This is a genomic window from Alteromonas sp. 07-89-2 (genome assembly GCF_013113925.1).
GTDB lineage: Bacteria > Pseudomonadota > Gammaproteobacteria > Enterobacterales > Alteromonadaceae > Alteromonas > Alteromonas macleodii.
Window position 1 is genome coordinate 1 of sequence record NZ_VTYM01000034.1, and the last position, 25137, is coordinate 25137.

Here is a 25137-nt window from a genome sequence, read left to right on the forward strand (position 1 = left end):
CCTAAAACCTAGCATAAAGTCTAATTTTTATCGTAAAAACAGCTGGAAAAAAAAGACTGCACTTTCACCTACTTACCAAATACATACAAATCAAATAATTTCATCTGATGTTTATAAAAAATGCTCCATGCGGTATATTTCTGCGTATAAACCGAAATTTATAAAAGGTGAAAGGAATTTACTGCGTGATTGAGAACGAAAATAAATCTCCACTCAACAAGCCGGTGTTTATTACATCGTCAGCTTTAATCCTATGTTTACTTATCTTCGCTGCTGGTGCTCCTGAAACAGCAGACGCGCTCTTCCAAAAGCTTCAGAGCGCAATTGTGACCAACGGTAGTTGGTTTTATGTGTTTACTGTCGCAGTAATTGTGGTGTTTGTTGTTTTCCTCGGCATGTCACGCTACGGCGAAATTAAGTTAGGTCCAGATCACGCAAGCCCCGAATTTAGCTTTGGGACTTGGCTTAGTATGTTGTTTGCAGCAGGAATGGGAATTGGGCTTATGTTCTTTGGCGTTGCCGAGCCCTTAATGCACTTTTTAGCGCCCCCCACTGCACAGGCTGAAAGTATTGACGCTGTTCGCGAAGCAATGAAAACCACATTTTTCCATTGGGGTGTTCATGCTTGGGCAATTTATGCAGTAGTGGCGCTGATTTTGGGCTATTTTGCGTACCGTCAAAACTTACCTCTTACACTGCGTTCTGCTTTATATCCTTTAATTGGTGACCGGATTTACGGCTGGCCTGGGCACGTGGTTGATATATTCGCGGTTACATCAACGGTGTTTGGTGTATCGACGTCGCTAGGCTTTGGCGCTTCACAAGTAAATGCGGGGTTTAACTATTTATTTGGTTTACCGTCAAACACTGGTGTTCAAATAGCTATAATGGCAGGCGTTGTTGGTTTAGCCGTAATTTCTGTAACTACTGGCCTGGAAAAAGGTATACGCCGTCTGTCAGAAACCAATATGGTTTTAGCCTTACTGCTACTTTTAATCGTTCTTGTTTTAGGCCCAACTGTATTTTTACTACAAGCGTTCATGCAAAACACAGGGGCTTATCTGTCTGATTTAGTGCGCAACACATTTAACCTGTTCGCCTATGAGAAAACAGACTGGATTGGTGGCTGGACTATCTTCTACTGGGGTTGGTGGTTAGCATGGGCACCGTTTGTTGGCCTGTTTATCGCGCGTATCTCTTACGGTAGAACTATTCGTGAATTTGTAATGGGCGTACTGCTTATTCCATCAGCATTTACACTATTTTGGATGACCGTATTCGGCAACGCCGCTATTGATCAGGTGTTAGTACAAGGTAAAGACGTACTTGCACAAATGGTAAATGAAGATACCTCAGTGGCACTGTTTGTATTTTTAGAGCAGTTCCCTTTCGCTTCAGTACTAAGCCTTATAGCAGTATTGATGGTCATTGTGTTCTTTGTAACCTCATGTGACTCGGGTGCCATGGTTGTCGATATGCTGTGTTCCCACGGTGAAAACAATACGCCGTTGTGGCAACGAGTATACTGGGCTGTTGGCGTTGGTGTGGTGAGTTCAGTGCTGCTTTACGCTGGTGGTCTTGGTGCGCTGCAAACTATGACGATTGCTGCCGCACTGCCATTTGCTATTGTGCTGCTTATCGCCATCTCGGGACTATTGAAAGCCCTTCGTATTGAGGCGTATAAACGTGAAAGTTTACAAGTACTAACGGGTACACCGCAGCATAATGACTCTGACAAAAACTGGAAAGAGCGCCTTGAAAATATTGTGACCTTTCCAGATGAAACTGCTGTTCGTCGTTACATCAACAAAGTGGTGAAGCCTGCGCTAACAGAAGTAAGCGAGGAGTTTAAAGCTCAGCAATTCGAAATAAAAATCGAAGATACCGACGAAGCACTCGTATTAACCGTTCATATGGGCAATGACCCTGAGTTCATTTATGCTGTGCATCCTGTATCGACAGAACAGCCTGAATTTGGTCCAAGTGACACACCAGCACTGGACGAAAACCAAAAGGCCACGTACTATCGCGCCGAAGTGCATCTTAGTGAAGGTGGTCAGAACTATGATATTATGGGCTGGTCGAAGATTTCGGTCATTAATGACGTCATCGATCACTATCATAAGCACCAACATTTTATTCATTTGCTTAAGTAACCGCTGGGTTACGCATTTGTTGGAAGTAACATGCGAAAAGAAGAAGAACTATTAGTGGCACTACGGCGCGTAATACGCGCTGTAGACCTACGCAGCAAGCAGCTAAGTAAACACGTGGGTTTAACAGGGCCACAGCTATTGGTGATGCAAAATATTGAAGAGCGCCCGGGTATAATGGTGCGCGAGATTGCAGAGAATATTAACTTAAGCCCTGCAACCATCACGAATATTCTAGATAGACTAGAATCACGAGACTTAGCTACGCGTATAAGAAGTACGCAAGATAAACGAAAAGTGGGCGTATTCTTAACCGAACGCGGTAAAGAGGCAGTGGTCGACGCACCTCGCCCGCTTCAAGAACACTTTGTCGAGCGTTTTTCACAGCTTAAAGAGTGGGAGCAAAGCCAAATGGTCGCTACCGTTCAGCGAATTGCTAGCATGATGGATGCTGAAGATATTGATGCCTCCCCTTTCCTGGAGTTAGGCAGTATTTCAGAAAAAAGCTAATAGCCTTTGTCTTCTTTAAAAAAAATGGCCTTCACTTGAAGGCCATTTTTGTATCTATCTTTGCCGCTGGCGTAGAAGCGCTCAGCTGACTTCTATGACTTCGCCTTAAGTGGATTTACCTTTCCACCTGTGATTTTGTCAGCGCGCCCTTCCTCTTTCGCTTTCTCAGCACGGCGCTTGCGGATTTCTTTAGGGTCAGCAATAAGCGGGCGGTAAATTTCAATACGGTCGCCATCGGTAAGCGTGTCGCGAAGCTTAACCACGCGGCTCCAAATACCCACTTTTGTTGCTTTCAAATCAATCTCGGGAAACTGCTCAAGCACGTTAGACGCGTTTATCCCTTCTTCTACCGTCGCATTTTCATGAATAGCAACATCAATGATAGTTTGCTTGGTGGGTAACGCGTAGGCAACCTCAATATTGATGAGCTTCTTACTCATGCGTACACGCTCCGCGCTCGGTCTGTAAACGCTGCAACCATACTGCTGGCTAAACTGTTAAACACTTTACCAAAAGCCATTTCAGCTAGCTTATTGCTGAATTCAAACTCTAGGTTTAATTCAATTTTACAGGCTTCTTCTGATAACGCTGAAAATGTCCAGCCACCGGTAAGCGAGCGAAACGGACCGTCGACCAGTTGCATTTGAATACTTTTACCTGGCTCTAACACATTGTGCGTTGTAAACCATTGCTTGATACCTGCTTTTGCCACTAACAATGACGCTTTCATGCTTTGCGCTGAAGTGTCGAGGATTTTGCTATCGGTACAGCCTGGCAAAAACTCTGGGTAGGAAGCTACATCGTTGACTAAGTTAAACATGGCTTCTGCGCTATGGGCTACCAGCGCGCTTCTATGAATACTTGGCATTGATTCCACTACAATTAAAACTCTTGGCCGCATTGTATCACAGAAAATTTGGTTCGCTCGTATTCGGTTTTGAACCAAATGCCCCAATATAAGATAACAATGACAACTAAAGACATTCCTTTGAACAATCAGTATAATAGCCAGCATGAAAAAGAATAAAGCCAACAAAAACACCTCAGGAAATATCGCGCAGAATAAAAAAGCGCGTCACGACTATTTCCTAGAAGACAAGTTCGAAGCCGGACTTGAGCTTCAAGGGTGGGAAATTAAAAGTATTCGTGCCGGTAAAGTGAACATTACCGATGCGTACATTATTATCCAGAATGCCGAAGCGTATTTGGTAGGGTGTAGAATTAGTCCGCTGAATCAAGCCTCTACCCACGTTATCGCTGCTCCAGAGCGTGCTCGCAAATTGTTGCTGAACAAACGAGAAATTGACCGCTTAATGGGTGCGCGAGACCGCCAAGGTTATTCAATCGTTGCCACGTCTATGTATTGGAAAAAGTGTTGGGTGAAACTAGAAATTCACCTAGCAAAAGGTAAGCACGCCCATGACAAGCGTGACACCATTAAAGACAAAGATTGGCAACGTCAAAAAGAAAGAATGATGAAACACAGCGTTTAACGCTGTGTTTTTATTGGGCTGCCAAAAAAGAAGTGTGATAGGTTTAACCTACGTCTCGTTTCGTCATTTTCTTGCGATGTAGCATATCAAGAATCAGACTCCACAGCGGTGACGGATTTCTTAAGGTGGTTAGGTTATTCCCAAGGCGTCTAAGTTGTCTTCGCACCATGGCCATATTCGCAAGGCTTGCAAGCGATTTATCTTTCCAAGAGCAGTGTGGAATTATGCCCGAATACGCCCATTCTTGTTGCCACTTTTTAGCTAAGTCGGGCGTAATAGCAAGGGCGCTGGCTAATCCAACAAGGGCACAGCCCTGCTCAATCACTTCCTCTGCTACCTCGGCCCTTTTTATACCGCCAGTTGTCATAAGCGGAATATCAGTTTTACTTACCAGTGCCTGCGCAAATTCCAAAAAGTACGCTTCTCTGGCCAGCGTGGTGTCGTCACGGGTTTGCCCTTGCATGGCAGGCGCTTCATAACTGCCGCCAGACAACTCTACAACATCAACACCCAAGGCTTCCAAGCGATTTACCACCTCACAGGCATCATCAAAAGAAAAGCCATTTTTCTGAAAGTCTGCAGAATTTAGCTTTACCATAACAATAAAGTCTTTAGCGCAAACCGCTCGAACCTGACTGACTATATTTATCAGCAAGCGGGCGCGGTTAATAATAGAACCGCCCCACTCGTCTTGGCGCTGATTAGTAAGCGGTGATAAAAACTGCGTAAGCAAATAGCCGTGGGCAGCGTGAATTTCAACGCCATCAAACCCGGCTTTTTCAGCTTGCTTAGCAGTTTGAACGAAACGTTTGCACACATCGTGAATGTCTTGGCAGGTCATTTCTCGTGGTTGAGCAAACAGCTTGGAGTGTTTACCCATATCAAGCGGTACAGCAGAAGGCGCAATAGCTTTGCCTTTCATCGCTTTAAATACCTGTCGACCAGGGTGATTAATCTGCATTATGGCTAAAGCGCCATTAGACCTAATGATTTTTGCCCACTTTTGAAACGGTGCGATGTCGGTATCTTTTTCTAGTGCAACGCCACCTGGCCCTGTCATGGCGCCTTTATCAACCATAACGTTGCCTGTGATCACCATGCCTAAATTGCCGTGGGCCCAATATCGATAGAGTGAGTACAAAGACTCTCCGGGAATATTTCCCATACTCGACATATTTTCTTCCATAGCAGCTTTAACAAGACGGTTTCGCGCTGTTACGCCACATGGCAAGGTATACGGAGAATACAATATGGAATCTGAAGACATTTACACTACAAGCCTTTTAATTATGCTCACGTACTTTAATGGTTCTTGCTACTAATTGCATCATTACATCAGCACTATTTCCTTAAAAATTCGCTAAAGTAATCAGATAAAAATCGGTAATTTTGTTTATAAATTGCGTTTTTTGCACAGCCCTTGTGCGCTCGGCACTTGAATTTTACACAAGCATCCTCATATCTATGGTAGTTCAATAATACTCAATGTTTGTGTGTTGCTGTTTAAGCAAAGCTTCAACTGAAGGCCACACAGGTAAGCTTTTGAAAAACTAGATGTTATTTTTGGTTGATTTATAGCCAAACCCTTAAAATTTATAGTAATTTTCAAAAGAATGTATTTCACCATGTAACAATTGTGCTATTATTGAAAATCACACTCGGGGCTGATTAGGATTCGACAGGATCTAGGAAGCCGGAGGTGCATGCAGAGGAGCGGTTTGCCTCTTAAAAAGCCGCATTTAAATAGTCGCAAACGACGAAACATACGCACTAGCCGCTTAATAACCGGCATAGGCCCTTCCACCCTAGTCTTTTCCTGCTAGCGGGGATTCGGAAGGTCATCCAAGTAGGATAGCGAGGGAACCTTGTCTAAGGGTGAACCGCGAAACAGTATTAGGCCAGCTGCAAGGAAATCCTGTTTGTCGGAGTTCCAAGCAGTTAAATAAATGACAAACTAAGCATGTAGTACCAAAGGTAGACATTTTCTGGACGCGGGTTCAAATCCCGCCAGCTCCACCAAATTAGAGGTGCAAGTTATTATAAAACAGTAACTTGCACCTTTTTTATATGTGTAGAGTTAGCGTAGTGTCACGATAAGGTGTCACGAAATGAAAACCCGCTACCTCTATAGAAACAAGCATGGCGTTTACTGTTTACGCTTTGAACTTCAATCTAAGCCTAAAAACACGTATCGCCAACTTTTGATATCATTGCGAACCAAAGAACCACGTATTGCACTTCAGCATTACAGCACGGTCATGCCCGAAATTTATAGAGTTCTTTGTAATTACAGCGACAGTCTAAGGTTGAACGTGTCTGAAGCACCCAACGTTTTTGAAGTGAAACGAACGATTAGAGAGTTAGTAGCCCGAATCGTAGAGACAGAAAAAGACTCTTCTGTCTCAAATTTAATGTCACAGGTTCGTTATCGTAAACTGGACAACTATCTAGACGCAACATTTGAATCTCTGGACTTGACTGAATCGCAGCTTATGGCTCTAAAACGCAAGCTGAGTATTTCAGAGTCAAGAGAAAGAGCATTGGTTACCTCACTGACGAGTCAATCAACGACAGCCTCACCTGCTAGCATAGAGAGCCATCCTATAGGTGAGCTCGTAGACGATTACTTTAATTTTAAGCGAAAAAGTTGGGGCACTAGGACAGCTACGCAAGCTTTGTCTAACCTTATTCGGTTTGCCGAGATTATCAATTTTGAATGCCCTTCAGCTCAAATCGACGGAAAATTGATACAGCATTATGTAAATGTCATGACTAAGCTCCCAAAAAATGCTGGTAAACGGAGGAAAGAGGTCACGACAACCGATGCAGAATTAGTGGCAAAGTGGTGGCTAGACTTATCTGTAAGCCACACTGAAACTGTTTTAGGAGCGGGTGGCCTAGAGAAGCACTTCTCCGACATTCGAATGTTTATAAAATGGTTACACGAACGGCACTACGTCTCTCTCGATTTCTCGAAGCACCTTGAATTAGCTAAACCAAAAGGCGCGAAGTTTGTAGAGAAAAGAGCAATGTATGATACGGCGCATATATCCAAGATCTTTTCGAGCTATATATATGGCGATACGTTAAGAAATAGAGAAGCCCCTAAATCATATCATTTCTGGGCACCATTGATTGCGCTTCACACAGGCATGAGAATTTCAGAGATTGCTTGTTTAGAGGTGCAAGACATCTTCTATGAAGATGGAATATTGGTGTTCTCTGTCAATGATGAGTGGAAGTCAGATGAACTAAAGAAAAGCCAATTTTCCAAATCTAAAAAGACTAAGGATTCTTTGCGGAACATACCTGTTGCCGATGCTGTTTTGAATTCTGGTTTGCTTGATTTCATAGGGAAACGAAAGTCTGGCTTACTCTTTTACGACCTAAATCTGAGCGATACAAAGGGTTTGGGCAACACTATTTCTAAATGGTACAACGAAGCCTTTGTTAAGTATGCCAACATCCCGAAGCGAAATGATAAAAACACTCCGCTAGCCTTTCACTCATTTAGGCACACGTTTACTTCGCTTCTTGATAAAACGACTATTAAAGAACAGCCTCTAAGACGAAATGAAGCCTTTTATGTTACAGGCCATAGAGATGACAGCGTGAGAACCCAAACGTACAACCACGGCAGTTACAGCGGCTCGTTTATAAAAGCTTATATTGATGCTATCGACTTCGGTATTGATTGGAGTGCGGTGTCATACAAAAAGTTTCGAGAGCGTCGTAAAGCATAAAAACTAGTCATAGGTCCAGTTTTATCTCCAGCCGCTAATGGCTACTCTGCCAAATAAGCATAAGGAAATTAACATGGAAAAACTGGACTTCATCAACGCATTGGACGAAATCGATTTAGTCCTTACTATCACAATATCCGCTTTCGACGCTGAGATAAATGAGCAACATTTATGCCTTCTAAAAGATAGTATTAACCTGTCTCAACGCGAGCTTTCAGCTCTGCTTCAGAAACTAGAGTTCATGAGTCAGAGTGATTGGTTAGTTTAGGGACGAGCTTAGCAGGTTTCATATACCAGAGTTTCTATTCTTTAAGCACGAACACGTGAGTGAAGCTTTAAGTACTTAAAGTAGCCGCCAGTTACTTCCAAATGAGTTAAGTAAACAAGCCCCTCACCAATGATAAAAGTTGATATTTTTTAGAGATTAGGTTGATTGTTAACCTTACTAAAGCCCCACGCCTCTGTATCATCTATAAAAGTCTCATATTCGGGAGCTATCCCTACCGCTTCAAATACGCGGTAGACAATTTGAGCCGACAGTAAATATGGTATGAACTGACGATTTTTTTCAGAATCAAGATTAACACAGCGCTTAGCGCTCTCAATTAATAACATATTTTGTTCACAAGGTTCTTGTGGTACAACAATAATGTTGTCCACAGTTAGTGGAATAGAATGTGTCTGAGCCCTTTCTATAAACTTTTTGGAATCCACAAATGGAGATGTATGAAATACATTTCTTAGCGTAAAGCATGAATAAATATCTCGTGTATCCTCCGTGACTTTTAGCAGATGAAGATAGGTGTTAAGCAGCGAAGCCACAGCTTGAACAAAGAGCGAATAATCAACTATTTTGATTGTTGAATAGCCAGCTTCATCTGCGAGAATGCAAAAATCCCTAGCATATTTATTCTGTGCGTGCGTTTCGAGAAATCTCGCTATATCAAAACAACTCAACGGTATGTCGAACCGCGCCATCCCATTGTGCCACCATCTAAATGTTAGGGTGGCTAGGCTGGGATCATTCTTAACAATTTGACGTGCAACAAAACCGTCAGCTGTTGAGTTAATGCCTTGCATGGGTGCATGAACGCCTTCCACAGTTTTGTCAGCATTTCTTACAATGTTAGAAAACTTAGCAAATGTTAACTCCTCAGCAGGACCTAGTTGACCTTGAGATGGTTTGAAATAGATATGTGCCCATGGTTGCTCTGATTGGCTAGGTGGTAATGCTGGGATGCTCGTTAAAAACTCAGCGATCTTACTTTTCTTTTCATTGCCGCGCTTCCACAAATCATCAAGTAGATATCTATCTATTTCTTCTTTTGGCTTAGATTGGTCAGCTAATCTTCGATAAATTCTTCCTGATGAGTGTATATGTGGGGTATTTTGGCTCATTGGAATTCCAATAATTAGTATTGATTTCCCTTCAGATAATCCAACTTCATCAACGGGCCCCTCTACTACTCTCTCTTCATACAAAACTTCTGGATTAATATGTGAAGATGATGCTTCCCGAATATCCCTAGAGACTTTTTCAAGCTCAGAATTTTGTATACCTACAAATTCGGATGCTGTTCGACTCCCGTCAGTGTTCTCTTTAACCCCAAGAATTAACCAACCACCATATTGATTAGCAAAAGCAGACATATGTTTTGCGAAGTCAGTGATTTTTAATCCCTGACTTTTGTAGTCAATATACCAACCCTCCGAAACTTCTTTAAGTATAAGTAGATCTTCGTGGTCAATGTCCTCAATATTTTTTTGAAATGGGTAGTAAGAATAGTTCAACAAGTCCATGTCTCCCAAATAATTTATTCTGAAATCACACTGTAAAATTTGTATGTTCTCTTCACATACGCTACGGCCATACAAAACAACGTAGTTGAGAAAAAGCAGATGGTCCGCGATACCGTTTTTTTTTCGCTCTGCGCGAATTGCAAAATATCAAATAATGTTTAAATTACCACGAATTACTTTGATAATTGATTACGTTACAAATATCCTTTCTTTATTATCCAATGCATACCGAGATAGATAGTGCTAAACCTTCGTGTTTGCGCTCGATAGATTAGCGTGAGCGCCTTTAAGAACACTTTTCATGTTCTGAAACACACACGCACTACAAATTTTGATTCGTACCTCATTCGAGCTTATAGTGCGCCTAAAGCGTATCCTTCTTGTCACAACTGGATATCTTTTTAAATATTCCTTCAACATGGACTTTCTATAAGGGTTCTTTGATACGTTCGATTTTTTTGAAACCATACCCACTGCACCAAAAACTTTATATCTAGGGCTTTGGGTCTAACAACTTTGATAATTAACCCTTAACGCTATTAGGTTGACTATTTGAAACAGTTTCTGTGTCGACATCAAATCCATCAATAGCGGGGAGCGCGAAGTTTTCTACATAGCGCAACAATTTTTCGAAGCGTAACGCGGCTTCTGTTTGTGAATAGAGTTGTTCTGCAGCACTCTCAATTACAATACGTGCACCAATAAGCGTTGCTTTGTGTTGCTGATTGGCCATGGCATTCAATCGACAAACAGTGCCTTTACGAAGAAATCGCGAAGCATTTTCACGCAATGCGGTTACTTCAATGCCATTTATAAATTCTAATGTCATCAGTGTGACCAAATAGCCATAGCTGAATTTAAGCTGTTGTTTATCAACACTATCAACCTTTTGCGTTAATGCTATTTTATCTTCTTCTTGGGCCACTAGTCGAATCAAGTTGTAACTATTGTCCAAGCGCTTTAGTTGTCTAGCATTAGTCAAACCAAAATGGGTAGCCCAGTAATAGAGCGCTGCTTTTTGGTGGTCACTCAAGCCCTTAAGGACTTCTGGTTTTGGAGGCTCTGATTTTGGCTCAGTCTCTAATATCAATTTAGCAAGCTCGTATTCGCTCAATCCATCGTCTTCAATGAATGAATCTAAATCTAGTCCATCAAGTCTCGAAGAACGAGTCTTTATCTCTAGGTGCTCTGCTGGCGCTTGAAGTTCATCGTCTTTAATCAGATGTGCTAACCAATTCTGTTTGTTAGTGCCTTCTTCCAGCCATATATCACTTAAAAATTCAGTCAGTGATTCATTGTCGCCGTCGCTAATCACAACAGGCAATTGAATAACTTTTGCCAGATAGTCGCGAGCGATTGCGCGAGCATCCTGCAGAGTATGGTATGGCTCAACTCCCTTGTAATGCAATGCTAACGCGGCCAACGCAATACGTTGATCAACTGCCACCACTACGGTCACATGCGGTATGTGAAGTACCAGTCGAATTGCTTCAAAGGTTTTTACAATTCCCTCTGGACTACAGCGGTCTAGGTCGTCTACTACAAATAACAAACGACGGAAATTCGATAGTTTGCCTAAATAGTCGTGACATGCATCGTCTTGAAATCCTAAGCGGATTTTTGCTATTAGACGAATATCTTTTTGCATTTCGGCGATTTCACCAATGTGTGAGGCATAGTTCGGCAATTTAATATAGGTCAGGAATTCCTTGGTCATTGGCTGAGAGATAATGTACCGCAATTGTTTGGGAAGCTGCCACAAGCTAGCAATTATTGCTATTAATGCTCCGCTGGTTAATGGCTTCGAAAAATCAGGTATCTGATTTTGGTTAAGGCCCTGCCCGGCTAACCATGCCGACGCTATAACGAAAAGTGATAACCAACCAATAGACTGTAAAACTTTATTAAGATGCTTTCTTATGGCAAAAGCATAAATGATACGAACACGGCCACTCATTATCCAACCTATCTGTCGAAAAAGGTTCAAAATCGACTGTTTAAGGCGTGAGCCAGGGTCGCTTTCCATATTAACAGTCTGAAACTTATCATGACTGGTTAAAGCTGAAATCACTTCGTGGGCCATCGCCGCTTGACTGCTTTTAGCATGCTCATAGGCCCAAGCATTAAATTCACCAAACAGAAATGGCTGTTCACAGTCACGGGCTTTAAGCTCTTTCTTTAATAATGCTAATACTTGAGATTTACCGCTTCCCCAGTTTCCCATTAATCCAATAGTAAGCGGATGTATGTGCTCTTTGTCACACAAAATATTTGCCAGCCCGTTAACCAATGCACCGCGGTTTAAGGTGTCTTTATTAGCATTAATGTCTTCGGAACTTACTTTACTCAATGCCTCGTACGAAGCCTTTGTCGATCCATTGTTTTTATTTATATTTGCGATACCACTCACATATCCATTATAAAGCTTTAGCATTTGTTCTAGCGCTTCTGCTCCCTCCGCGCTAATACCAGAGCTTTCGCTAAAAAGAGTTTCGACCGCGGACTGAAATTTACCGATATGACTCATCTCAACCACCCCCTGTCGTGTGTTCGACCATAATGGTTCGTCAATTACACTATGAGTAGACAAAGCATCTTCGGCAGCTTTTAGGTCCTGAAAAAAAGCGTGAGTAGCCCCATTGGTATCTAGAACCTTACTCGCGTTATTGCAGGCAGCGATGGCACTCTCAGCTGCTTCAACCGCTCTAGAAGCTCCATATTTGGCGGTGGCAGAGGCGAACGAGGCAGCTTCCGCAGCGAACGCTACGGCTTCAGTTTTGTTTATTCCTATGGTTGAGTATGCGTCGCTAAAAGCAACCTCGGCGGCTTCTAAAGCTGTTGAAGCGATAATATCGAATGTTTCTAACTGTCGTTCTTCAACGGGCAATTTCGCCTGATGAAGTACTTCCCCGCTAGCTGAAAAACTTGCCAATACAAAACGTACGCGGTTATCGCGCCACCCAGTTGAGTCTCCACCTTCTTCTGAGGGAACAATGTGCTTATCAACTTTTTTTTCAGCTGCGGTCTGATTAGGTCGAGACTCAATCCAAAAATTAAAGTGACCAGCAATACCAATAATCGGAAGCACTCGTAAAGCCTCGCGTGCGGCCAAAACTCCGGGCCATAGGGGGTCTTTTTTACATAAGGCCTCTAGACGTTCTTTTATCTTAAGTTCACGCAAATCCATACTTGCATTTACATCCACCATAATCTTATTACATTCCCTTGTTTTATCGAAAAATTATTGAGTTTTGAGTGAACTTACTAAACCGATATTCGGCATCGGTTCTATAACAACCTTTTTATAAAGCTCAGAGAGGGCTACAGCGACTTCAACTAAATGCAAACAGTTCTTTTCGTTGTGAGCTTCTCTAGACTGCTACAACCTAGAAACCTAAGTATAAGGGTTGTTGATGAAGACAGCTTTTTTTAAGAAAGCATAGCTACCAAGGTGCATGCTTATACCTAGGACTTCGTTTACTTTACCCGAGTGATTAACGCAGTGCGAGCAGCTTTTAAATACGCTCCTCGTTTTGGCCCACCAGCAGGGGCAACCTTCAACTTAACAACTGTACCGTTTGGAAACTCATCGAGAGACGCTTTGTGAAAATATATTCGATAGGCTCTTCTCTAGCATTTAAAGGCGTTTCTGGCCGCGCTATCTAGATACCTATCTCATAGACGAAGTATATATAGATTAATATCATACCCAGTGTCATACATTTTGTGTTCATGTAGACGGTGAAACAAAGCCGAAGTAGCGAGGCTACAATTTGGGTGATTGAAGCCTATTTTTGCATGTTAGATTAGGCTTTACTTACCAACTTTTCTTCGAGAGCTTTTAATGTTTCACCTTGAGATGTTTTCCAACTTTGTGGCCCACTTCGGCTGTTTCCCGCTACTAAAGACGCTGCATATGAAGATGAACTGATCAATTTGTCCTTTATCAGTAAAAAGTAGTCCATATGTTCCTCTAGGACCCCATCTAGTATCATTCTATCCTTTATTGCCCTGCTCTTGCCCGGCATGCTTTGAGATGACTTTTTTGATATTTGAGATCCGCTCAATAACAAAAAACCATCATCGGTCAATTTCCCGCTAGCAGTAAGTTTGTGAACATTAAATTGGAATATATAGTTGATTAGATTATCGTCATCTGGTGTTGGTGAGCTAGCCGTCGATTTAAAAGACACGGGTTCCAATATTTTGTGACTAAGGCTCCCAAGTATAAGCCTAATATTGTCAATAAACTCTTCCATCGCTGCTGTATCTGCTCGCGGTAAGTTAGAGCGGGTCGGTGTATTTCCGTTCTCTAACTGATACCGGTCTGCGGATTTAGAGACTTCAACTAATCTTGACTCAAGATATTTGATATGGCCCTTGGTAAGATTTTCATCCTTACTAGTAAATATGATTACTTCATTCCAAAACTCTTTCTTACGGTCGTGATCTGCGAGTCTTTTAAAAACGTCTTCTGACTCACCAATATAGGCCAAATTGTTATCCGCGTTAGGACTCTCAAACAGGAAATAGACGCCCGGCCTTTTGCTTTCCTCCCACTTAGCTAACTCAGAAAACCTGCTCCGCGGACAGGCTAGTGCCTGACCGGTCCAATTTGCTATTTCAACGTGCCTTAAACCTGTTGGACTTCCATCAGCAAGAAATATACGAATACTTCTTCCAAATTTTGACATTAAACCTCCTTGTGTTGACCATTATTTTTTAAGCTCTATACCCTATGGATTATGCAATTTACCATCTAGCGTTTGCGACGGAGAAAGCACCGTTAGCGACTGATTTTCATGAACAAATATCCAGTGAAGATTCAAGCTTTCTCTTACATAAGGCGCCACCAATAAAGCTTGCTCCCTAAATTTTTCAATATTAGGTAAAGCAATCGCGTAAAACGAGCTCTGCACTTTCATTCTTTGAACCAACTGACCTATACAGGTTCGAAAGTCTAACCCAACTTGTGATGTTAGCCCTTTCGCTTCGATATACCATGTATCCCCGTTAATGGGATGCTTACATACTAGATCGGTATACTTGTCATCTAGAATTATGTAGCCAGCCGAAATAAAATAAGTGTCGATTGCTTCCTGAATAAAAGACTCATTTGGGAAAGCATGCTCCTTTTTATAACCACTCTTTATAGCCAATTTTCACCTCATTTGTTCTACATGTATATGCAAAATAAACGCTTACATGTAAATAGTGGTAGGAGCTATTGAACCTCCGGACTATCAAAAGACCTTACTTTACTACTTTATTCGCGGCCAGCTTTGGGTGAATTCACTAACGATCCCATTTGCGACCTTGTCGTATTCGCGACTAAGTATTTCCCAAGATAAAGGTGCGAGTTTATCAGCTATTTCAGGCTGACCAAGAACCGCAAAGCACGCAGCCAATTGTAGTTTTATAGAGGTAATCTGATCAATATTCCTGCTGTAGAACTCGTCTGATAGCACATAAGCGTCACTCTCTTCAGTAATATATTCAAGAATCTCTGATTCGCCTATATTAAACAAATATCTTTCAAGTTGGCCTATGTCACATAATTTTTTAGAAGTATTCAAACTTCACTCCTTTTGAAATTTTTAAACGCGTCTTGTTGGCGGCTTAAGGTTAGTGAAGATGATGACATACATATTCAGACACTTCCTTATAAATCTACATTTGTAACAGAACCTTCCACTTGAACAATAACCATTTCTCGCTCATTGGCTGTATCAGAATATTAAAGTCTATAATCACCACTGCTCTACTTACGTGAGTACTATCGTGGCGGCAATAGGTAATCTGAATAATGAGTACGTCAAAATTTCTTTTAAAATTGGGTGGTCTTAAGAATGTAGCAGGATTTTGTTTGACTATATTTGTCTCAAAAGTCATCCATAGTGTGCTTTTCTATGACAATTCGGACAAAGTGCGATGGCGTTGGAAACAGTATCAGTACCGCCCTTAGACAACGGCTTTTTATGGTGAACTTCGAGAAACGGCTCGCTACTTGATTTTTTAAAGAAAGGGGCAGGTCTTTTGCAACTTTCACAAATACCACCAGCTCTCAACAGCACTTCTGCTACAACGTCTGGGTTGCGAATAAATACAGCCGTTAATACCATCGCTACACGTGGTTTCTGCGAAGCTTTTTTAAGTCGCTTCCTTCGCTGCTCTTGTGAGTCATTCTTGGAGTTAATTACTTTTTTTTGAAATTGTTTGTCTAGTTCTGAATGACTACATATCACCGTAAATCCAAGTCGTTCAAAGACCGGCCGAACTCTTTGGTATACCCCACCAGAACTCTTCTTTTTTAGGTGAAACCCAAACTGCTCCTTAAACGCAGCCCAGAGAATTGGTTTAGCATCGTACTGCTTCCCTTTGTACAAAACGAAATACTTTGTAGCACGAGAGAATCCAGATTTCTCGAGGAACTTGTCTCTACCTAACGAATTGAACTTACCTATCGCGCGTATAACTGCTTGTTTATCGTTTACGTCTTCGAAATTCAATTGTTTGTCCACTGCTGTTTCCTTCGATTCAAGTCTAATAACTTTTCAAAATAGCCGTCCATCAGGTTCAAGTCCACTTTATCAGCGTACTGATGAAGAGATACTGTCACCAAGATTCCATGTTCAAAAAATGGCCGCCGAAAATTGGCGACCATTTCACTTTTTAGCCTTAGACGGTGTCACACTAGCAGTGAATCAGTCTTGACGTTCTTGAGTTATATGAGCCATCAATTTTTGTGAAATTTCATCTAACGTTTTATCAAGCGCGCTATCCCAAGGATGTCCATTTCGATTACTACTCTGCATAACGAAGCTTTTATCTCCAATTTTCGCCTCTGCTGTGCTTTCACAGTCAGGAATAAAGTGGCCACCACAACGAACTGAAAGAATTTTTAAATCAATCACTTTATCAAATCTACCAATTTGGTTAGTAATTGCAGCCTGATGAGTTCTCGCTATCAACCTTTCGTTTAGTTCGTAGTAACTCCCCTTAATCGTCGTAATACCATCAGTGAGAACCGTTCTAACATCACCAGGACTTTGAGTATTGCGGATTTCTAATAGGGGATCTCCGCTTATTTCAGGCGCTGCAAATTGTCTATAGTGTGTTGTACAGCCACCTAGAGCCGAGATAAGAACCAAAGATATTATTTTTTTCATTGCTGTCCTCTAGCAAACTTCTTCTGCGGGGGTTATTAATTAACCATGACGTTCCCCGTGCCAAGCATTGCTTGAACGCCATGATTCAGTGGTCTAACTAATAAGAGGGAGAGTCGATAAATTTCAAGACAGAAAGCGTACTTAGAGTTGATTTAAAGGAGGCATTTATCAAATTACAAACTCTAACTTACCGAAACGCGCTGATTTAATCGTACTGAACTTCTTAGAATCCTATCGGCGCACCAAATATAGAATTACGATTGAAAACAAATATTAATCCTCTTAAATCATCTAGCACGTGCAAAATATCTGATATCAGACAAATAGTGCACAATGGTTCCAAGAGCGAGCCAAATAACAGCATTTACTAGGCAAGCAGCAAACCACATGTGCCCAAAAGGAGTTGCTTCATAGAAGAAATATTGAATAATTCCGAAAGCAATTGAGCAAAATGAAAATAGAAAAAGAACCCAGCTTACAAAAGGTATCCGTGGATTTTCCACTGTAGAAGCTTCTCCACTATCCGAGACAGCTATATTATCAGGAGTTTGCGCAATAGCTTGATTTTGAAGAGATTCGTTTAACTCATATTGTTTCAAGACGTATGGTCGGAAGCTTAATCCCAATGGCTCACCAAGAAGTGAAGAAGTTTTGAACATATTACCTTCACGTATATATTCAATTTCGCAAGACGACTTTCCAGAGCTTTCTGCTACGCTCATTTCATGTCGAAGGGATTCTTTATCAACTAAGGCTTTGCCATCAAGGTTTACTAAAACGTCTCCAGGCTTGAGCCCAAGTCCGTAAGCTTGTGACCCATTATCGACTTTAGTTACTTTTAGTCCTTTCATTTCAAAATCCTTTTTGACTCTTTGCTTTAAAATCAAGCCTTTAACGGCTCATATAACCATTTCTCTTATGTCGATAAAGCTAACACAAAAATGTATGCGATATCAAAATGAAAAGTTACACTTTGTCTCAAAAATGCACTGTTCTCAAAGACTAAGCGAACGCTCAGTCTTATATACGCTCTAGTTTGAATAGCCTCAATCGCACGGAAGAATGGTAACCGAAGGCCTGAGACCTATACATCAACGAAGACATAAACATCGTTCACAATCAATAGGGTGATGTATCATTATTCCCTTTTCGATGTCATCTAACTATAAGGATTCTATGGGAGAGGATTTTTTTTAATAAACCGTACCCACTGACAAAAGCAGCTTATACCTAGGACTTTTGGATTAATATGAACCATGAGCTTGAAGTGGAGCACTAGTCGCTATATTAATACCTAACGACCTATGTGCCTACACAGCCTTTCTATAAGCTTTAAACAATGTCTTTTTTTAGGGCAAATTGGGGCAATGTAGGGGAATAAACTGTTATATCTATTAGGTAAGACAGTTTGAGTAAACTGCCCCACCCTTCGATAGCTCTTTAGCTTTGATTCAATCTCACTAATTCTGGGGGTCTTGGAACCGATTTAACCGCGTTATCAAGCGTTTTATCGACGTCCCCTATATCAGTCGAGAACTGCGCCCGTGACTTAAGATGACTTGCCGCAGCGTTAAGGCTTTGTAATTGTTTATATCTCCATTTGTGGCGAATGCTAACTGTATTGCCCATATTGAAAAAACCAAGGTTTGAGCACCCTTTTACAATTGGTTTATCGAGTTCTTTGCAAAGATAGTCCGCAATACCTAAATCAATATCTGTGATACGCTCTGACGTATATGACGGGCCATACTCATTAATTCTATTAACTCGTTTTCTTATCTGCGCAATCATTGCATTGTTTACGTGCTCATTAGCAATCATTTCTTTAAACGACTGTCTGATTCGCCTTCTGACTTTGAGGTCAAAACCATCAGAATTATAAATAATCGCATGTATATGTAATTGGGGCTTTGTTGATGTCAACTTGTCTTTTAAAGACCGTCTGGGCGTACTTATTTCAAGAACGACCATCCCTCTAGCCTCGCCCCCTAACGCGCGCTTGAACGCCCTTTTTATACGCCCCTTGAGCCAATTAAATTCGTGCTTATCTAGCTGTGCTTTTTGGCAAACGTCTTTTCTCAATTGCATGCATATATGAGCTACTTCACCACCGTGCTCATTTTTAATGTCTAGCAACTCTTCCATACCAAATGTAGTCGCTGGACAATGTTTGTAAGGAAGGGGGTTACTGCCTATTATACTCGGAATTTCAATTTCTGAGACTTTTGTCATACTTTCTCTTCTCCCTGAGGCGATATCACCCATTAGGCTTAAAAGAGTCTTTTGTCTGTGGTCTATATCCTTATTAGAAATACTATGTTTTCTAAATATACTTACCTCTGACTTATATAAATGTCCATATACTGATCGGTTGTTGTTACCGTTAAGTTCATATAGGTGCGAAGAGTAGGCGCCATCTATGTTATCGCGGTTTTTTAAAACTCTTTCTGCACTTGGTATGTGCTCATATCCCTCGTATAAGTTTGAATTTTGAGCGCTTGCATTCGTGTTAGTTTGTGCCATATTAATTTCTCCCCTCTAACCATTTGTATATCTCTGATAAACGATAAGCTACGCACCTAGCACTCACTTGTATTGCGCTAGGAAAATCATTGGATGATTCAAGCCTATAAAGTGTTGACTTGCTTAAGCCGGTGAGTTTCAAAACCTCACTCCGTCTAAGTAAACCTCTACACTCCAAGTTAAGCGATGTGTTTTGTTTCATAAAATTCCTTGTTGATTCCATGTCGAGAAGAATCATAAGGGACTAAGAGGGGTCATAATGATTTTCGAAAAATCATCGAAGAATGGCACTCGCCCAAAAATGGATTAAAACTTTTCAAACGCTATAAAGGAAAACTGCTCAGCAGTTATTCAATTTGATGGGATTCAGTTTATGTACATATGCGGTCTCAATAATATTTGACAATGTCAGCAAGCTTAAGACGGACTATCAAACACTATGACCGTGCCTGAAAAGCTGAAAAGTGTTGCTTAGCTTTTCTTCAACACTTAGCCATGAGGTCAGGCTTAGGAATTAGAAATTTCGGAAATTTTGACTTCGACTTTCGACAGAAATATATTTAAAACATCTTTTCCTTTTCTTACTGTCTACGATACTTGAATATTTATCCGCCGACATGTTCAAATCTAGCTCCTCTCTTGCTGAAATTACTACCTTGGGTAATTTTGAAGCTAAATGAAAAAAATGCTCCATACACAGTTTCGGAAAGCTCAAGTGCTCGATAGTTTGTTCTTCCATAAGCGGTCTAATTTCTCATTGAACCTACTAAGTTGCTCGAATTCCGCTTAGAAAGATTCACTGACATTACTCCTTGCTTCTCCGCAGAATAAAATTCAAAACTTTTATGGCATACGTCTCTTGATAAGCTTTCCATAAATCGCGCTTAACAAAACGCGAATCTTCAAAGTACACAATATTTTCGTCGCTTTTCGAAACTTCATAAACAGAAGTAATCGTAGCCCACATTTCGTTCTCAGCTGTCTGGTCTTTTCCTATTTTGAGAGGCAATTCACCATGCTCTCTCACGTATAGTAATACAGCATAAGGCACAGGGTGAGCCTGTTTACCATCTAATAACTCATGTAGGTCAGACTCTAAACTTGACCGCAGCCGGATATATGGTGCTATTTTGCTTTTGATAAGGTTCTGATACTCAAGGCCATCTACCCTTATATCTTTCTTGTTGATAGTATGGGGCTTGTCAAATTTGATAAAAACTTCCAAACCTTGACTGCCACCCAAGTGATGTGTGCTAAGTTCAATTGCCCCTCCACATCGGTCGAGCTCATCTACAATGCTTGAGCTTAGCCTCAAGGGGTTACTTTTATAATATGTACTTTTCTTTCTTTCTTCCGTGCTGAAACAATCCAAAAGACCTGTTTTTCTGTTCAACTCGCCTAGGTCAATCTCCCCAATAATTTCAAAATATCTATTGATATAATCAACTACATCGTCAAACGAATGCACCTCCTCGGTGCTCCTATCAGCTTCACCACAAATTGATATAAAGGTTTTGTAATCCAGTGCTTCATTTGGATAAAAGCGATAAATATCTGCAAAGTAGAACGATGGTTCATTTAGAAGGCGCTCTCTCACTTTCGGCACTAATTGAGATAGCTTGAAATCCTTAGGTATAGTCATAACTTTGGACTTAATTTAAAAATCCGCAATGCTAATCCGAGCCTAGCAGTAATTCAACGTGTAAAAACGGCTTTAAATCCAAAACATCCAACAAAAATATGCCGATTTACTTGCCCTTATCTCCTAGACTGTAAAACACACAACCACCGTTGTTGTTTTTTACAGCATGAATGGAGAGCTAAGTTGAACGAAAAATACATCGCCTACCTGAGGGTAAGTACGAAGGAGCAAGGTCGCTCAGGCTTAGGTTTAGAAGCACAAAAAAGAGATATCAACCTTTTCATCTCAAACTACGCCTCAGAGGGCGATCTGTTAGAAACTTACACAGAGATAGTCAGCGGTAGTAATTCATCGCGACAGGCGCTTACAGAAGCCATAACAAGGGCTAAAAAACTCAATGCAACATTAATCGTTTCAAAGCTTGATAGATTGAGTAGGAAAGTGTCATTTGTAGCGGCTTTAATGGAAGACAAAACTTTAAAGCTTAAGGTTGCCTCGATGCCAAACGCAGATAAATTCCAGCTACACATCTATGCCGCACTGGCAGAGCAAGAGCGAGACTTTATTAGTATGAGAACCAAAGCAGCTCTCCGAGAGAAAAAAGAGCAAGGCGCAATACTCGGAGGGTTACGGGATAAGACTAATGCTCGGAATAGAAAAAAGACAGAAGAAGCTAATAAAAGAGCGATAAGACTATCGCCTTTGCTAGGCCCAATGATTGAAGCGCGGCTTAGCTACAGAGAAATGGCGAAAAGACTAAATCAAATAGGATTAAAGACTGAGCAAGATAAACAGTACTCAGCCCAGACGGTAAGAAACTATGTCAAGCGCTGTCAAAGCCTGACTGAAATGAAACCATCCGGCTCAAAACAGAATTAGTGAACAAACTAAGGTCAAGTATTGCGCAAGACTTACATTGGCAGAAACTAATGTATCACGTTTAAAAAAAGCTTAGAACTAACCTGACAGGTAGCGAAAGCTCTTTAAAATCTCAAGGCAGGCTTACTTTTCTATAATTTTGAATTGTTTTGATTTAAAACGTCCAAAACTTATGTCGGCAATTTTATCGAGTCTATAACCGCGGAGTCCATACTTATCTAAACGGGTACTTGAAACAAGGGGCACCGAAATCAAGTTGTTTTTTAAAACTGTTACATTACTCCATTGTTTAGTGTCTATTTCTAAGGATGCAATGATAATTTGGCTTCCTGGAGGACCAGATATGCCCAACAATAAAGTCGGAGACTCATCTTTGTCAGCAATCCAATTCTCAAGAAACTTTTCCCCACCAAGTTGCCAATATTTCTGAACCCTATCAACAACAGCTTCATCTTCAGGGGGGCTTACTTGGTCATATCCGACCCTATTTTCAAAGTCTTCCTCCGTTATCCGCACGAGTAAGATTTTGTTTGTTTTACCTTTAAAGAGGTCTTCTCGAGTTAATCTGTTTTTCTGCAATCTAGCAATATACTTTTCAGGAACACCTATTGGTCTGAAAACATACTTTGATGACTCTTGTCGCTTATTAAACGTGGGAGAGTGAGAAGATATCAAAGCAGCTTCCACAGCTTTTGACATACCTTCTGAGTCGAATGGTCCAGCTATTTCTAATTTGAAATTCGCCTTTCTTAACCAAGACTCTAGATCTTTATTATGTGACTTAAGCTGGTGTGCTGAGGCTCTCGTTATCTTTGCCCCTCTCCCAATGTACTTAACTGCGCCGCTTTTGTTATCTCTGTATAGATAAACATAAAACAAATCATTCATTTTACTTCCTTATTCAAGCCGAGTCGCTCTAAACGCTAGCATACTGGATAGACTTGTCTAGGCGAATTCCCCCCCTTAAATTCATAACGATTCAATTGTTTACACTAACCTTTGGCAATGAGCCATTCGTTTGCGTCACTTTCGAGCGTTATCACTTTCCGGAATAGAAAGGTAAAGGGCGTTCAAGGCTGCCAGAAACGCAACAGTTTGCAAGATTTCCTGAGCATTAAGAATGAATTTAATCTATGGAATTGTACTTGCTAACCATTCTCTCTATTCTGTCTAGGAAGCGAGTGAAATCACTTTTACTCCATTGCTTTGTGTAATCTTCCCTTAACGTAAAGCTCATTAGAATACTTCCGACATCTGCTGACAAATGTTTTAGAATGTAAAGCTCTCTCCGTATAGAGATCAGTTCCTGGCAGACAATCCCCCCGAAACTAACAATTGAAGCCACTCCGTCAAGAGCTGATTTATAGAAATGCGCGTGAATTGCACTCAGAGTATTCTCTTCATACCACTCTGACACACACGATTGTTGAGTGATTCGCCCTAGTGTCCTATTTGACAGCTCTTCTGGTGAAATATTAGGAGAAAGCTTCCGTTTAAGTTCCGCTTCTAGCGAATATGCGAAGGTCTTCGAGTCTATCTTTAGTAAAAGTGAATGAGGAGATGGGTTACGCACTAACGAATAAAACGCTTCCTGTCGTCGTATAGGAAATTTGGTAACTCCTATTTTGACTAACCCAAAATCATTGTATTCAAAGCAATAAACATAAAAGCTCATTTTCACCTCCAATCATAAGAACTTTGAAGGTGACACAATTACAACGCGTAAGCAATTGTATTAATTGAACTTTATGTATTATAGCATTGACATTGAGAACTTCTTCCCTAATTCCAGACTTCGTAAAGAGCAAATTTCAATGGATGTCGTATTTGCTTGAAGGTAGAAGTTAGCATTGTCCATTTTTGACTGATGGATTCACGAATAGTTGAATGGCGAACGCCTGACTCATATTTGAAAAAGCAATTTTAAAGACTACTGATATCACGATTTGAGCGTTGCCAATCAGATAACATTTTGCACATTTGAGGCTAGATCAGCATATAACGCCATTATAGAATGGTGAGTGATAAAAAATTTAATAATGTTAAAAAGGGAATTTTATGTTCGGAAAGACCAATCCTAAAAAGGTACATCCAAGCAGGTGGTATATAAAGACTTTCAACCCATACACTGTGACCGACTCATTTAACAAAATTGACTATGACATCAACTCCTTATTCGCTGCATACGAAAATAAAGCGCTAACTCTGTGGCATGAAGGAAGATATTTAACAACTCTCGAAATTTCAAAAAACGAGGCCAACCGACTTTTTGAAGTTCATAAGTTAAATAGGTGCAAGACGTCAGTGCCTTTAAACTTTTCAGTCATTTTCACATCTAGGAATGGAACAGAGTTTTTCTTTATTGGAAAAGACTTGTGTACGAAAGAGCATGCGTTCTCCGTTGAAAGGTTAAGTTTTACAGAGACCCAAGGTTCGTTAAATGTGTCCGTAGATGGTAAAAACATCGCTGTTTTCGAATCAGATAACGAAAAGGAAACGTTTTACAGAGCCCAAAAAGATGCAATGTCCATCGCAGAAGCGAAAATGGATAGCCAAAGCTTAGAAGATTCAAAAGCGATTTCGGCTCTTAGGACGGCAGAGAGAGCCAAAGCAGAAGAAGCTGAAAAGAAAAGTGAGCAAGAGGCCGAATTTAGAAGAAATGGATATAACCACATAATTCTAACCACCGAGTCGATTTCACCATTTGCTGTTCGTAAAAGATTGGGAATCGTAACTGCCGAATACGTCTACCGCTCTACGATTTTATCTTCATTAGTAGCCGAGATAAGCAGTATCGGCGAGACCAGACAATCGTCTACGCAAAACGCTCTCAAAGAGGCTCGGGCCATGGCCTTAACCGAATTGAGACGTGAGGCGCATAATCTAGGCGCAGACGCCGTTGTAGCTGTAGATTTAGACTACAGCGAGGTAGCTGGCGCAGGTAGTCCTATGATGTTCCTCGTGGCGAGTGGAACCGCAATAGAGATTGATAAATGATAGATTAAAAAGGTTGGTTCGCGAACCCTCGCCAATAAACAGGTATCACGATTAAGTGTCACGATATCTACCGAAAAAGATTTGCACTTAACTATAAGTAACTGTAAATTCTAGGTTAATTATTAACCTCTGAACTAGGTGGCACTTCCCGCCAGCTCCACCAATTTCAAAGGCTTGCCACTCGGCAAGCCTTTTTTGTTTCAGCTTCCGAAATTTGTAAATTGTTTT

At 41.0% G+C, this 25137-nt stretch carries 23 protein-coding genes and 1 other RNA gene; 9 read left to right on the plus strand and 15 right to left on the minus strand.

Going from position 1 to position 25137, the window contains the following annotated elements:
* The 3 genes from F0261_RS19765 to F0261_RS17805 form a co-directional block, all read left to right on the plus strand.
* Positions 1 to 193, plus strand: a 193-nt coding sequence (locus F0261_RS19765) for a hypothetical protein (protein ID WP_216600866.1), incomplete at its 5' end; no start/stop codon positions are given.
* Entirely contained in the window at positions 186 to 2156 is a 1971-nt protein-coding gene (locus tag F0261_RS17800; RefSeq protein WP_171338575.1) for a choline BCCT transporter BetT, read from the plus strand. The genes F0261_RS19765 and F0261_RS17800, both read left to right, overlap by 8 nt.
* Before the next feature lie 30 nt (positions 2157 to 2186).
* Entirely contained in the window at positions 2187 to 2663 is a 477-nt protein-coding gene (locus tag F0261_RS17805; protein WP_012518305.1) for a MarR family winged helix-turn-helix transcriptional regulator, read from the plus strand.
* 92 nt (positions 2664 to 2755) lie between these two features.
* On the opposite strand, the gene F0261_RS17810 is transcribed toward F0261_RS17805, so the two are convergent.
* Both F0261_RS17810 and F0261_RS17815 read right to left on the minus strand, forming a co-directional pair.
* Positions 2756 to 3103, minus strand: a complete 348-nt coding sequence (locus tag F0261_RS17810) for an RnfH family protein (protein WP_014976384.1) — start codon at positions 3101 to 3103, stop codon at positions 2756 to 2758.
* Positions 3100 to 3531 (minus strand): type II toxin-antitoxin system RatA family toxin, encoded by a 432-nt coding sequence (locus tag F0261_RS17815; RefSeq protein WP_014949308.1) that lies wholly within the window; start codon positions 3529 to 3531, stop codon positions 3100 to 3102. Before F0261_RS17815 ends, F0261_RS17810 begins: the two co-directional genes overlap by 4 nt.
* A 145-nt stretch (positions 3532 to 3676) precedes the next feature.
* Between F0261_RS17815 and smpB the strand changes: the two genes are divergently transcribed.
* Positions 3677 to 4156, plus strand: a complete 480-nt coding sequence (gene smpB, locus F0261_RS17820; RefSeq protein ID WP_014979184.1) for an SsrA-binding protein SmpB — start codon at positions 3677 to 3679, stop codon at positions 4154 to 4156.
* A 43-nt stretch (positions 4157 to 4199) separates the two neighbouring features.
* Here smpB and F0261_RS17825 read toward each other — a convergent pair whose 3' ends face one another.
* Positions 4200 to 5423, minus strand: coding sequence for an NADH:flavin oxidoreductase/NADH oxidase family protein (locus F0261_RS17825; protein ID WP_014979183.1), 1224 nt, complete (start codon positions 5421 to 5423; stop codon positions 4200 to 4202).
* Between the two features lie 393 nt (positions 5424 to 5816).
* On the opposite strand from F0261_RS17825, the gene ssrA reads away from it, so the two are divergent.
* The 3 genes from ssrA (at position 5817) to F0261_RS17840 (ending at position 8167) form a co-directional block, all read left to right on the plus strand.
* Positions 5817 to 6175, plus strand: a transfer-messenger RNA (tmRNA) gene (gene ssrA, locus F0261_RS17830).
* 89 nt (positions 6176 to 6264) lie between these two features.
* Entirely contained in the window at positions 6265 to 7899 is a 1635-nt protein-coding gene (locus F0261_RS17835; protein ID WP_171338576.1) for a tyrosine-type recombinase/integrase, read from the plus strand.
* A gap of 73 nt (positions 7900 to 7972) precedes the next feature.
* Positions 7973 to 8167, plus strand: coding sequence for a hypothetical protein (locus tag F0261_RS17840; RefSeq protein WP_171338577.1), 195 nt, complete (start codon positions 7973 to 7975; stop codon positions 8165 to 8167).
* A 149-nt stretch (positions 8168 to 8316) separates the two neighbouring features.
* Here F0261_RS17840 and F0261_RS17845 read toward each other — a convergent pair whose 3' ends face one another.
* The 11 genes from F0261_RS17845 to F0261_RS17895 form a co-directional block, all read right to left on the minus strand.
* Positions 8317 to 9693 carry a helix-turn-helix domain-containing protein gene (locus tag F0261_RS17845; RefSeq protein ID WP_171338578.1) on the minus strand — a complete coding sequence of 459 codons (1377 nt, stop codon included), beginning with the start codon at positions 9691 to 9693 and terminating at the stop codon, positions 8317 to 8319.
* Positions 9694 to 10222: 529 nt separating this feature from the next.
* Positions 10223 to 12907 (minus strand): P-loop NTPase fold protein, encoded by a 2685-nt coding sequence (locus F0261_RS17850; RefSeq protein WP_171338579.1) that lies wholly within the window; start codon positions 12905 to 12907, stop codon positions 10223 to 10225.
* Between the two features lie 598 nt (positions 12908 to 13505).
* On the minus strand, positions 13506 to 14393 hold the full coding sequence (locus F0261_RS17855) for a GIY-YIG nuclease family protein (protein WP_171338580.1): 888 nt from the start codon (positions 14391 to 14393) through the stop codon (positions 13506 to 13508).
* A 42-nt stretch (positions 14394 to 14435) separates the two neighbouring features.
* Positions 14436 to 14858: a hypothetical protein gene (locus F0261_RS17860; RefSeq protein ID WP_171338581.1), complete on the minus strand. Its 423-nt coding sequence runs from the start codon at positions 14856 to 14858 to the stop codon at positions 14436 to 14438.
* A gap of 102 nt (positions 14859 to 14960) precedes the next feature.
* A complete protein-coding gene (locus F0261_RS17865) occupies positions 14961 to 15275 on the minus strand; it encodes a hypothetical protein (protein ID WP_171338582.1) in 315 nt (104 codons plus the stop codon).
* 312 nt (positions 15276 to 15587) lie between these two features.
* Positions 15588 to 16220: an HNH endonuclease signature motif containing protein gene (locus F0261_RS20260; protein WP_216600867.1), complete on the minus strand. Its 633-nt coding sequence runs from the start codon at positions 16218 to 16220 to the stop codon at positions 15588 to 15590.
* 183 nt (positions 16221 to 16403) lie between these two features.
* Positions 16404 to 16868: a hypothetical protein gene (locus F0261_RS17875; RefSeq protein ID WP_171338583.1), complete on the minus strand. Its 465-nt coding sequence runs from the start codon at positions 16866 to 16868 to the stop codon at positions 16404 to 16406.
* 287 nt (positions 16869 to 17155) lie between these two features.
* Positions 17156 to 17719 (minus strand): PDZ domain-containing protein, encoded by a 564-nt coding sequence (locus F0261_RS17880; protein WP_171338584.1) that lies wholly within the window; start codon positions 17717 to 17719, stop codon positions 17156 to 17158.
* Between the two features lie 589 nt (positions 17720 to 18308).
* Positions 18309 to 19391, minus strand: a complete 1083-nt coding sequence (locus F0261_RS17885) for a hypothetical protein (RefSeq protein WP_171338585.1) — start codon at positions 19389 to 19391, stop codon at positions 18309 to 18311.
* Between the two features lies 1 nt (position 19392).
* On the minus strand, positions 19393 to 19629 hold the full coding sequence (locus tag F0261_RS20265) for a helix-turn-helix transcriptional regulator (RefSeq protein ID WP_367613873.1): 237 nt from the start codon (positions 19627 to 19629) through the stop codon (positions 19393 to 19395).
* Between the two features lie 567 nt (positions 19630 to 20196).
* Complete coding sequence (locus tag F0261_RS17895) at positions 20197 to 21033, minus strand: hypothetical protein (RefSeq protein ID WP_171338587.1); 837 nt, start codon at positions 21031 to 21033, stop codon at positions 20197 to 20199.
* A gap of 183 nt (positions 21034 to 21216) precedes the next feature.
* Between F0261_RS17895 and F0261_RS17900 the strand changes: the two genes are divergently transcribed.
* Positions 21217 to 21912, plus strand: coding sequence for a recombinase family protein (locus F0261_RS17900; protein ID WP_171338588.1), 696 nt, complete (start codon positions 21217 to 21219; stop codon positions 21910 to 21912).
* Between the two features lie 123 nt (positions 21913 to 22035).
* Here F0261_RS17900 and F0261_RS17905 read toward each other — a convergent pair whose 3' ends face one another.
* A complete protein-coding gene (locus F0261_RS17905) occupies positions 22036 to 22800 on the minus strand; it encodes a hypothetical protein (RefSeq protein ID WP_171338589.1) in 765 nt (254 codons plus the stop codon).
* 1170 nt (positions 22801 to 23970) lie between these two features.
* On the opposite strand from F0261_RS17905, the gene F0261_RS20030 reads away from it, so the two are divergent.
* Positions 23971 to 24909, plus strand: a complete 939-nt coding sequence (locus F0261_RS20030) for a YbjQ family protein (RefSeq protein ID WP_253819453.1) — start codon at positions 23971 to 23973, stop codon at positions 24907 to 24909.
* Positions 24910 to 25137 lie beyond the last annotated feature (228 nt).